The following is an 11,658-nucleotide window of genomic DNA, read 5'->3' as shown; positions in this document are numbered from 1 at the left end:
CCAATCACTAATTATCCAGTAATCAATACCCCAATCGCTACTCCACTTGATAATTATAGAAGCTATTGTCTTCGTTGCCCACTACCAGGTTAAAATAAGGGTTGGATCGGTTGAAATATCCAATAGTAAAATCAGTATTGCCATGCAGTGGAAAACCATCATAAAACGAGCCGTCTGAGTTGACCAGGTACACCCGGTTTTCGTCGTGGCAAACCACCCCGATTTTTCGGTCGTTATTGGCAAAAAGGTAGCTGTTTGGCTTACTGCTGATGGGCTGGTTAAACTCGCGGGCAAAGATTTTCTTGCCTTTGTCGGTAAACGCAAAAAGCTTGTTTCCATCGGCAAAGAAAAAGTCGGTTTTGCCATCTCCGTTCAGATCTTCGACTCCGAAAAAGTGTTCTTTGCCAAAGCTCCCTACATTCAAGGTTTCGTGTTGGCCGTTAAAATACTGCAAATAAATGAGCCCGTTGACATCAGTGGTGGCAATAGCGGCTTGTGTGGCCTGCACCAGGTGAAGATCGTTTTGTGAATGTTCAAAATTACTGCTGGTTTTCACGCGCGTGTCGCCTCTTCGGTCCAAGATGTAAGTTTTGTATTGGTCGGCGCATACCAGATAATCTTTACCAGCTACCCTGAAATGCTTCACCGATGTGTCGACAAGGCCGTCGGTTCCCTTGAAATCCCAGCCAGTGACAAGGTTTCCTTCCCGGTCGTAGGCATAAACCTGCTTGTTTTCGGAGGCTATAAAAAAGCGGTAATTGCGGTTGTTGTCGTAATCAAAAACCGCCACGCCATTGGTGGCTGGCGACCGGAAAGTAATGGGATAGCGGGCCACATTGTTCCCTTCACGGTCAATTAGGTGCAATTGGGTTTGCGTGTTAAACAGGTATTGCAACTTTCCGTTTTTGAAGTAGTCAATCTGGTAAATTTCGCTCATGATTTTGCCTGGAAGTTGAATCTTCCATAGACTTACGCCTTCTTTGTTAATCAGGTAGAGTTGGTTTTTGTTGTCCTGAATGATGACTTCCTTGTTCGCCGGGTCGTTATGATTAGTAACTAGCTGTGGTTTGATCGCCACTGTTGATTCCAGCTTGCTCTGCCAAACCGTTTGAGGCTCTTCTTTCAAAACCGGGTCATACTTCAGATAGAGGTTATTCAGGAATTGCCCCGAGTTTTCGGAAAACTGCCAGCTAACGGCCTGGAACTTACGAATTGACTGTTCGTGGTCAGCAACTGCACTGGCGGCTTTTTTATTCAGGTAGTAGTTGTTTAAATAGAAAGCTTTCGAAAAGTTGAGGTAGAATGAAAAGCTGGATCGACTGGACAGCTGTTCGTTGAATTTCTGAAACTGGATGTCCTTTTCCAAGGTTTCGGAAAGCACCAAGTCATGGATATAATTTTTCAGGGCGGTGCTGTTATCGGCAAATATCACGTAGTTGTCGTAGAAACACAGGAAGTTGCTTTCAACGCCCGAAAAAACTTGTCCGAAGAGTAGCTCAGGCAGGTTCGAGAACGGAAACTCGTAAATGGAAAACGAACGGGCATTTTGAATCTGGTATTGGCTTTCCAGTTGCTGCAGGCTGGTGTTATTGGCTTTGGCATAATTATCGAGCATGGGGAGCAGTTTTTCGCGGGCGAGCGACTGCCCTTTCACTTCAGCAATGAAGAAGCGGTTGGTTGCCGGGTCATTTTGAGTGACGGTTCCAAAGGCAATGGCAAACTCGCTTTTTGCAATCTCTGAGAATAGCTTGAGAAACGGCACTTTGCTGTAGCGTTCCAGCTTTTTAAGCTGCGTTTCGCGCGGGTAGAAAAGCCCCTGCTTTTTCAAGTATTCCTCGTAATTGCGGTAAAAGGTGTCCAGGTTGTCCAGGGCTAAATTGACGTACAGACTGGTTTTGGCCGACAATACCCCGGGCATGTTCGAGCGGACTGCTTTTTGCCCGCGAAAAGCGGCGAGGTAGTTGCTGACATCATTGGAAAAACTAAAACCATTAAGCAACAGTTCGGTGTCTTTCATGTTGACATCCAACTCGGTCCAGTCGGAAAAACCTCCAAAAAGCTCGATCTGTCTTCTGAAGTCCCGTGGTGCCAGATCAGCGATGAAAGGCGGGAATCGCTCGTGCTGGATGTATAGGTTGAAATCAGAGCTTGAACTGACCGTGGTGTACAAGTCTTGCAGTTGTTGATCGTTGGTCAGGTTTTCGACCGTCATTTGGCGAATGGCTTCTTCCACAAACAAAGCATAACGGCTAAACAGCAACACCCCGTCTTTAAAAGCGAAGTGCAGTTCGGTGTTGCCGGTGTTTAGCTGATAGATTTGTTCGTTGTCATAATCGCGCGAGCTGATTCCTCCTTTTTTTGCATCGGACAGGCTGTTGAAGTAATCCATCAAATCCGCTCGTTCTTTGCGGTCATCCAGGCTGGCAATAAACAAACCACCCACATTATTTTTCCCTTCAGCATTGAAGGCAACCAGAACCGATTTGTTTGAAAGTACTTTTCGCAATTGGTCGCTGGCTTCAAACTGGGTCTTCACTTCCCGGACATCAGTAAAAAAAGCCTGAAGTTGAATGAACTGCTCCAGCTCCGATACGATTTGGTTTTCCGGATCAATTCGTTTCATAAAGGATCCAAGATCAGGTATTTCAACGATCAGGGGTGTTCGGACCGGAACGGCCCGAAAAGACGAGTTATCCCCGTAACCTTGGGACTGGCATGCCGTGAAGAAACAGGTGGCACCAATTATCACAACGAAAACAAGGATGATGGGAAGTGGTAGCTTGCGCATAATCTGATTTTTTATCAAAAGTAACAAGAAAGTCAAGCGACTACCATATAAATTGTGCATGAATTTCGAATGATTTATCAACGACGCATTCTTAATTTCGTGGTTTCTTTCAGCTTATTTGCGCTGGTGAACTTCGCTTGAATTGACAATTTTATATAATTTGTCTGACCGGCGGATGGTTTGATTCAGCTTGATGGAAAAGCGTTCGCCCTGTTTGGTTTCTTCAACCGGCTTCAGGTTCACCCGGATTTCTTCTACCTCGGCTTCAACGACACCGGTGGTTGGGCCGGTAATCAGAATGTGGTCGCCCACCTGAAGCTTGCCTGTTTCCATTTTAAATTCGGCTACGCCCAGTTTCGCAAAGTAATTCATGCCCTTGCCCAGGTAAAGCTTCCGCTTGGTGGCTACCGAACCGTAGTTACTGCTCCACTCGCCCAAGCGCTGTCCTAAGTAGTAGCCATCCCAAAAGCCCCGGTTGAAAACCGTTTGCAGCCGTTCGTCCCAGACAGCAATTTTTTCTTCGGTAAACGAGCTGTCAAAATAGGCATCTACGGCCTCGCGATAGCATTCCACAACCGTTTTTACATACTCGGGAGAACGCGCCCGTCCTTCAATTTTGAGGACCGAAACGCCCGCATCGAGTACTTTATTGAGAAAATGAATGGTTTTTAAATCCTTGGGCGACATGATGTACTCGTTGTCTACCTCCAGCTCGGCGCCGGTTTCCTTGTCGGTAACGGTGTAGGCTCGGCGGCAGGTTTGCATGCAGCTGCCGCGGTTGGCCGACGAGCTCATTTCGTGCAGGCTGAGGTAGCACTTGCCCGAAACGGCCATGCACAAAGCGCCGTGCACAAACATTTCCAGTTGAATGAGTTTACCTGCCGGGCCCGTGATATTTTGTTCCTTGATTTGCTTGCTGATTTCCCAAACACGGCCCAGGTTCATCTCGCGAGCCAGCACCACCACATCGGCAAACTGCGCGTAAAATCTCACTGCTTCAATATTGGTAATATTCACCTGGGTTGAAATATGCACCTCCACCCCAATGGTACGCGCATAGGCGATGGCGGCAATGTCGCTGGCGATAATGGCCGTAATTCCAGCAGCTTTGGCGGCGTCAATCACTTCGTGCAACTTGTCCAACTCGTTGTCGAACACAATAATATTCACCGTCAAGTATGTTTTCAGACCATGCTTTTGTGCCGTTTCAACAATCTTCTTCAGATCGTTGAGGGTGAAGTTATTGGAGGAGCGCGAACGCATGTTGAGCTTTTCCACGCCAAAATAAACCGAGCCTGCCCCGCCTTGAATGGCCGCTGCCAGTGATTCCCATGAACCCACTGGTGCCATAATTTCAATGTCTCTTCTTTCCATTTCGGTTATCAATTTGTGGGGCAAAAGTACTAAAAAGTTGGCGCTTTCAGGGTCAGAGCACCCTCCAAAGTGATTGAAAGAACCTTTGGGCGGTTAAAAGAGGAAGAAGGTGGTCGCAGTAGTCAGCCTAGGCTAGATGAAGGCAGCTGCCGTAAAGGACCTGCCGATGTCGCCAGACTTGACCGCGTCGCCAACACGTGTCAATAAATCACCGTTCGGAAACGGCGACAGCTGGATTGGTGCAACGAATTGGTGTTGAGATAAAACACCAGTAAATTGAGCGTCAGGGGCTCCCATCTGTTATCATCATATCACAAAAAAAAACAGTTTGTCCCGGCGTTTCCGTACAAAATTACAGGTTAATCATTTCTGAAAAACCGAAATTTGGATGCTCGTTTGATAGAGGTAGGAATCCATTGTAGGAATTTGAAAAATGAATGTAATCGAACAAAAAAATAAAAAACCCAATTTTCTGATGAAAAGTACCACAGTCCTGTTGCTTGCTGCAATTGTTTTGATTCAACTGGCTTCTTGCCAGAGTCCTGAAGCCCAACCGGTGGCTTTATTTCCCGATGGTTCGGAAATACCGGCCTGGTTTGGCGAAACCGGAAAGATTAACCCCGATACGCTGGGGGCCCAGCTGGTTATCACAGACTTTGGCGCGGTGGGCGATGGAGAAACAATGAATACGGAAGTTATTCAGCAAACCATCAACGAAGCGGCGGCGCAAGGGGGTGGGGTGGTCATTATTCCGGAAGGTCGCTTTTTAACCGGCGCTCTTTTTTTTAAGCCCAACACCCATCTGCATGTTCGGGAGGGTGGCGTTTTGCTTGGCTCCGACGACATTCGCAATTTCCCCATCATGCCCTCGCGCATGGAAGGCCAAAACCTGGATTATTTCCCTGCGGTGGTGAATGTCTATGGTGTGGACGGTTTTACCATTACCGGGCAGGGAACTATCGACGGTAATGGATTAAAGTATTGGGAAGCTTTCTGGCAGCGCCGTGAAGAGAATCCCGACTGTACCAATCTGGAGGTGTCGCGCCCACGGCTGGTGTTTATTCAAAAAAGCAACCACGTGCAATTGCAGGATGTAAGGCTGCAGAACGCCGGCTTCTGGACCTCTCATTTCTACCAGTGCAATCATGTCAAGATTCTGGATCTGCATATTTTCTCTCCTGCCAAACCTATTAAAGCGCCCAGTACCGATGCCATTGATCTGGATGTGTGCTCCAATGTGTTGATTGAGGGCTGTCATATGGAAGTGAACGACGATGCCATCGCCCTGAAAGGGGGTAAAGGTCCAACGGCGGATACCGATCCCGATAACGGACCGAACAAGAACATCATCATTCGCGATTGCACTTTTGGCTTTTGCCACTCGGCAGTCACTTGCGGCAGCGAGTCGATTCACAACCGGAACATCATTGTCAGCAATTGTAAGGTTGATGGCCCTTCGCGGGTCTTGTGGCTTAAAAACCGGCCCGATACACCGCAGCTATACGAGTACATCCGGGTGGAAGGGATTACCGGCAATGCTACCCGACTGTTGTTCGCCAAGCCCTGGCGGCAGTTCTTCGACTTGAAAGGGCACGAAGCGCCTCCGGTGTCGCAGGCCAACCACATTGTTTTTCGCGACATCAAACTCGACACGAAGATTTTTGCCGATATCGATGTTTCGGAATACGATCATCTGAAGAATTTCACCTTCGAGAACGTGGAAGTCACTGCTGAAAATGGCGAACTGAAACAGGACTTGTTTGATGGCTTGACCCTGAAAAACGTTGTGGTCAACGGACAGCAGTTAGAATAAGAAATAAGTCACCGACGAATTTCAAAATAGCCCCCGGAGAATTCGTTCGGGCGGAGACCCAACCACAGGCGTATGGAGAAACCTGTCTACCCTCCCCAATGTGTTGCCAACACCTTTGGGTGGTTGAAAGAGGAAGTAGGCTGTGAGAGTTGCGAAAAACAGATCTGACTCTGCATGATTGGACCCCGAATCACCTCAGATGGCCGGATTGGCGAGGTATTCTTTCCACAGAGAGGCCGGAGTTCCGCCGGTAAGTTCAACCCACAGTTCATCGTTGTAGGAATGGTCGCGCATGGCCTGGTCCATCTTCTCAATGAATTTCTTGTTCTTGTTTTTGACGATCCATGCAAAAAAGCGGGCCGTTACCCGGTAGGAATTATCGTAGTTCTGATTTTTGTTTACATCCGGGAGTGTCCAGTTGCCTTCGGCATTGGCAACCCCATATTTGTAGCGAACATAGTCGGCGATGCCTTCAGTTACCCACCACGGGCCGGGAGTTCTGCTGTAAGCCTGCACAATGTGCATCACTTCGTGGGTCACCACGTCAATATCATTGGGGTTTCTTCTGAACCAATCGGGATTGTATATGACACGATCGGATGAAGTTGCAGCAACACCATCGTAGGCAGGGTCGATCAAGAAGGTGACTTTTCTGGCCGATTTTTTATTGTATTGTTTTACCATCGGCGGGTAAACCCTAAAGAAAGTGTCCTTGAGTTTTTGTCCCACCGCCGGATCGAACGATTCTGACTTGTTGATGTAAACGAGGGTAAATCCCTTTTGGGTGATGGAATCTTTTTCGAAATAAGCGGTTTTGGTGTTCGACTGAGAAAATACACTGAACGGAATCACCAGCAGGAAGAACAGGATTAGCTTTGCAAGTAATATCTTCATCTTTTAGTTTAATTTGGGTGTGATGATACTAATACTACTTTCCTGCTGAAATTACTCATCTCGCGCTTGTTTTTAATTTGCTGGAGGCAGATTTCGTTTCTAAATAAGCTGAGGGATTGAACTCCTGATCCAAAATCGTGTTGAGATTTCTAGGAAGCAGCAGAAGTATGAAAAAGTTTGAGGTTCACGGAAAAATGTTTTACCAGTTTAATGGGCTGGATCTGCCTGGCGTGGTTCAGTTTACATCAACCAAGCAGGGGTGGGGAGGTGATGGTAAATCGCGGTTCACCGGAGATCAACCTGAAACGTATCAGTCGTTTCGGGGAGAGCTGGCTCGCGGGTTAAAGATTCGTCCCTCGCAGTTGGTATTTCCGCGTCAGGTGCATGGCAGCAAGATTGAGGTTGTGAACGGGCCGGTAGCGGGCGACATTACGGATACGGACGCACTGATTACCAATCAAGCCAACCTTTGCATTTGCGTGCAAACGGCCGATTGTGTTCCTGTTTTGCTGTTCGATCCGGAACAGCAGGTGATTGCCGCGGTTCATGCGGGCTGGCGGGGAACGGTTAGTCAAATTGTTTCTAAAACGGTGCATGCCATGCAGTTATACTTCGACTCGGCTCCCGAGGATATTGTGGCCGGCATTGGGCCTTCCATTCACCTGCATGCCTATGAGGTTGGAGATGAAGTTATTCAGGCGGTTCGGGAGAACTTTGACAATCACCGGCAGCTGTTGAAACCCTCGGTTGAAGAGGGAAAGGCCTATTTCGATTTATGGGAAGCCAATAAAAGCCTGCTAATTGCTGCAGGCGTTCCGGATGAGCAGATTGAAATCATGGGCTTTTGCTCCTTTTCGCACGGACAGCTTTTTTATTCGGCACGACGCGACGGTGTTGATACCGGAAGGATGGTGAGTGGTTTGATGTTGCAGAAATAAGTATATTTGCGGTGGAAAATTTTTGTGAACCTTGCAGGTGGCATCACCCTGCGATATGTAAAATTAAAAAAATGCACAACGAAATGCTCTGGCTGGCTATGCTGCTGGCTAATTTTCTGTTAATCATTGCGGCCTATAAGTTGTTTGGGAAATGGGGATTGATTATGTGGATCCCCATCTCAGTCATTGTGGCCAATATCCAGGTTATTCAAACCATTGAACTGTTCGGATTGGTGGCTACTTTGGGAAACATTGTGTACGCCACTTCTTTTTTAGTGACCGATATCCTGTCGGAAAACTACGGGAAGGAAGATGCGAAGAAAGCCGTATGGATCGGTTTTTTCAGTTTGATCTCCATGACTTTGTTGATGAACCTGGCACTTTACTTTCTTCCGTTACAAGGCGATGAGTTTGCCGCCACCACGCACGAATCGCTCAGTACCATTTTTGAGTTGATGCCGCGAATCGCCATTGCCAGCCTGACGGCCTACCTGGTTTCGCAGCGACACGACATTTGGGCTTTTCATTTCTGGAAGAAGCGCTTTTCGTCTCCGGGACAGCTGTGGCTGCGTAACAATTTGAGCACCATGGTTTCGCAGTTGCTGGACAGCGTTGTATTTACCCTGATTGCTTTTTGGGGCGTTTTTGAAACAGGCGTACTTTGGGAGATCTTCATCACCACGTATCTCTTGAAATGGGCTGTTGCTGCCGCCGATACGCCTTTCGTGTACTGGGCGCGGATCATTCATAAGAAGGGAAACTTTCTGATGCAGTAGGTCATTGCAAACACCGGACGATTCCTTTGTTTTTTCGAATAGCAGGCGAAAGTTTTACTTTGTTGTCATTCATTTCATTATTTTTAGCTTGAAATAAAAATGAAGCCTGATAAATGTTGGTTTTATGATCAGCTAAATCTGCTTAATTTGGCATCAATGAGTTTTCAAGAAAAATTGAATCTATGAAGATATTTAAATTTGGCGGAGCTTCTGTAAGCTCTGCAAGCGCTATTCAGAATGTTGCATCGATTATTGAACTCTTTCCCGATAAAAAAGTGATCGTTGTCTCGGCCATGGGCAATACCACCAACGAACTGGAAACGCTGGTGAAAAGCTATTTCAAGCGAGGAAAGGGAACCGACGATATTTTCCAGAAGATTAAGGATTATCATGCCAGAATTATAGCCGATCTTAATCTGGAGGACGCTGACTTGGGGTTGGTGAACCAGTTGTTTGCCGAACTGAAAAAACGCTTGTCGGGTAGTCCATCGTTGAATTTTGATTACGAATATGATCAGACAGTTTGCTATGGTGAGTTAATTTCCACGGCCATTATTTCGGTGTTTTTAAACAAACGTGGCCTGAAAAACCGCTGGATGGATATTCGCCAAAGTTTGCGGACAGATGAAACCCACCGCGAAGCTATCGTCGATTATAAGTGGTCGGAAATGTTGATCAACAACAATTTCAACTTTCAGGATGCTGGCTTGTATGTAACCCAGGGTTTCATTGGGTCAACCACGACCAACCAAACCACCACGCTGGGGCGCGAAGGTTCCGATTTTACCGCTGCTATTTTGGGTAATTTACTGAACGCCGAAAGTGTGACCATCTGGAAAAACGTTCCGGGCGTGCTCAATGCCGATCCGGTTGATTTTCCCGATACCGTCAAGCTGGAAGAACTGTCATACAAGGAAGCCATTGAGCTGGCTTATTCCGGCGCGAAAGTCATTCATCCCAAAACCATCAAGCCACTGCGCAACAAGCGGATTCCGCTGCTGGTTCGTCCGTTCGATTTTCCTGACCAGGCTGGAACCATGATCCATGATGTGGATCATCAACTGGATTTAGTGCCGGTTTACATTCTGAAAAAGAACCAGGCGCTGATTACCCTATCGCCTTCCGACTTTTCTTTTATTGGTATCGATCAACTGTCCGAAGTATTCAGCTTGTTTAAAAAACGCCGCGTTAAAGTCAACCTGATTCAACAATCGGCGATTGATCTATCGCTCTGTATTGACGAACCCGAAGTTGGCTTGGAGTCGCTGGTTGTTGAATTGCGAAAGGAGTTTGATGTGCTATACAATACCGGATTGATTTTGGCAACTATCCGGTTTTACAATGATGAGGCACTAGGCAAGATGAAACATAACCGGCAGGTCTTTTTGGAACAAAAAAGCCGAAGAACTGCCCGGCTGGTGCTAAAATAGGTCGGTGTCCCTAAATGTGTCAGGCTTGCCGCTTGTGTGCGGGCAGGAATGCAATAAAATTGAAAACCAGCAATTTTTGTTTGTCATAAGTTGTTTTTTTAGTGTAAATTTAGGCAACCCAAAAATTGACGTGTTGAACTGACCAAACAACTCCATCATGGCAAAAACAAAAAAGAATAAGTTGCTTCCCTATTTACTCGTGTTTCTTGTTATCATCATCATTTTACTGGTTGTTGGTAAAAAGAAAGGATGGTTTGGGAAAGATTTTGAGGTGAAAGTAATCACGCAGACGATTGAAAGTAAAACCATCACCGAGTTGATTACCGCTAACGGAAAGGTTCAGCCCGAAACGGAGGTGAAAATAAGCCCCGATGTTTCGGGTGAAATCATTGAAATGGATATCCAGGAAGGCGATGAAGTAAGGCAAGGACAATTGCTGGTGGTCATTAAACCTGATATTTATATTCAGACCCTGAACCGGGCCGAGGCTGCACTGAATTCTTCAAAGGCCCGTCTGGCACAAGCCCAGGCACAAATGATTGAGCGTGAGCTGGCCTTCAATCGAACCAAAACCTTGTTTGATCAGCAAGCGGTTCCCCAATCTGATTTTGAAACCGCCCAGGCTGCGTTCAAAGTAGCTGCTGCCGAAGTGCGGGCTGCAGAGTTTGCCGTTAAATCAGCCGAAGCGTCGGTTGCTGAAGCGGAGGAGCAGTTGGTGAAGACGAAGATTTATGCGCCCATGAACGGGGTCGTATCTCAGCTAAATGTGGAGAAAGGCGAACGTGTCGTTGGAACCAATATGTATGCCGGCACCGAAATGATGGTGGTGGCCAACCTCGATAAAATGGAGGTGAAGGTTGAGGTGAACGAAAATGACATTGTTAAAGTGTCCAAAGGTGATACCGCATTGGTTGAGGTGGATGCTTATTTGAAGCGCAAGTTTAAAGGTGTCGTGACTGAGATCGCCAATTCGGCCAATACCGTGGGCACTTCAACAGACCAGGTCACCAATTTTGACGTTAAAGTGCTGTTGCTGCGGGATTCTTACCTTGATTTGATTGATAGTTCGGCCATGAAAATTTACCCTTTTCGTCCGGGTATGTCGGCCACAGTCGATATTCAGACCGAAACCCGCGAAGGTGTGATTGCTGTCCCTATTCAGGCTGTTACTACCCGGCTTGTTGACGAAAGCAGTGGGGCTGGAGATGAAACCACACAAGCTGAAAAGGAAGAGGTGGTTTTTGTGCTTGAAGACGGGCTTGCCCGCAAGCGTCAGGTGAAAACCGGCATTCAGGATAACATGAGCATTGAAATATTGCAAGGTATTGAAGACACTAGTGAAGTGATTACCGGGCCCTACAACATTGTGAGCCGAACCTTGAAGGACAGCTTGCAGGTGAAAGCGGTGGATGAAAAGGAATTATTTGAAGTCAAAGAATAAAAATCGGAGCAAACGTATACTCACTGGCTGTTATGGGAATAAATATGACTTGTTCCCCAACTCACCTGTTTGGGCGGTCAATAATTGTCGTTTGGTAGTCATTTAATTGCCATTGATCGTTTAGACACAACTTAAAATGATTACGAATCGACCATCGAACGACTATTTTTCGATTGGCCCGGTTTTTAGCAAATGCTTTTGAAA

At 46.8% G+C, this 11,658-nt stretch carries 8 protein-coding genes; 5 read left to right on the top strand and 3 right to left on the bottom strand.

Annotation, left to right across the window (positions count from 1 at the left end):
* Positions 1 to 37: 37 nt before the first annotated feature.
* Together AAC033_RS03630 and AAC033_RS03625 are read right to left on the bottom strand one after the other, a co-directional pair.
* On the bottom strand, positions 38 to 2,788 hold the full coding sequence (locus AAC033_RS03630) for a DUF3352 domain-containing protein (protein WP_339735493.1): 2,751 nt from the start codon (positions 2,786 to 2,788) through the stop codon (positions 38 to 40).
* A 114-nt stretch (positions 2,789 to 2,902) separates the two neighbouring features.
* A complete protein-coding gene (locus tag AAC033_RS03625) occupies positions 2,903 to 4,162 on the bottom strand; it encodes a peptidase U32 family protein (RefSeq protein WP_339735491.1) in 1,260 nt (419 codons plus the stop codon).
* A 475-nt stretch (positions 4,163 to 4,637) separates the two neighbouring features.
* Here AAC033_RS03625 and AAC033_RS03620 point away from each other — a divergent pair, with 475 nt between their 5' ends.
* Complete coding sequence (locus tag AAC033_RS03620; protein WP_339735489.1) at positions 4,638 to 5,975, top strand: glycosyl hydrolase family 28 protein; 1,338 nt, start codon at positions 4,638 to 4,640, stop codon at positions 5,973 to 5,975.
* A 195-nt stretch (positions 5,976 to 6,170) separates the two neighbouring features.
* Here the strand turns inward: AAC033_RS03620 and AAC033_RS03615 are convergent, their stop codons facing one another.
* Positions 6,171 to 6,869 (bottom strand): basic secretory protein-like protein, encoded by a 699-nt coding sequence (locus tag AAC033_RS03615; protein WP_339735487.1) that lies wholly within the window; start codon positions 6,867 to 6,869, stop codon positions 6,171 to 6,173.
* Positions 6,870 to 7,036: 167 nt separating this feature from the next.
* On the opposite strand from AAC033_RS03615, the gene pgeF reads away from it, so the two are divergent.
* The 4 genes from pgeF to AAC033_RS03595 all read left to right on the top strand — a co-directional run bounded on the left by pgeF (position 7,037) and on the right by AAC033_RS03595 (position 11,454).
* Positions 7,037 to 7,807, top strand: coding sequence for a peptidoglycan editing factor PgeF (gene pgeF, locus AAC033_RS03610; RefSeq protein WP_339735485.1), 771 nt, complete (start codon positions 7,037 to 7,039; stop codon positions 7,805 to 7,807).
* A gap of 71 nt (positions 7,808 to 7,878) precedes the next feature.
* Positions 7,879 to 8,583 (top strand): queuosine precursor transporter, encoded by a 705-nt coding sequence (locus AAC033_RS03605; protein WP_339735483.1) that lies wholly within the window; start codon positions 7,879 to 7,881, stop codon positions 8,581 to 8,583.
* 182 nt (positions 8,584 to 8,765) lie between these two features.
* On the top strand, positions 8,766 to 10,013 hold the full coding sequence (locus AAC033_RS03600; RefSeq protein WP_339735481.1) for an aspartate kinase: 1,248 nt from the start codon (positions 8,766 to 8,768) through the stop codon (positions 10,011 to 10,013).
* Between the two features lie 157 nt (positions 10,014 to 10,170).
* On the top strand, positions 10,171 to 11,454 hold the full coding sequence (locus AAC033_RS03595) for an efflux RND transporter periplasmic adaptor subunit (RefSeq protein WP_339735479.1): 1,284 nt from the start codon (positions 10,171 to 10,173) through the stop codon (positions 11,452 to 11,454).
* Positions 11,455 to 11,658 lie beyond the last annotated feature (204 nt).

The organism is uncultured Sunxiuqinia sp. (genome assembly GCF_963974515.1).
Taxonomy (GTDB): Bacteria; Bacteroidota; Bacteroidia; order Bacteroidales; family Prolixibacteraceae; genus Sunxiuqinia.
The sequence above is the reverse complement of the archived record's forward strand: the minus strand, read 5'-3'. Positions and strand labels throughout refer to the sequence as shown.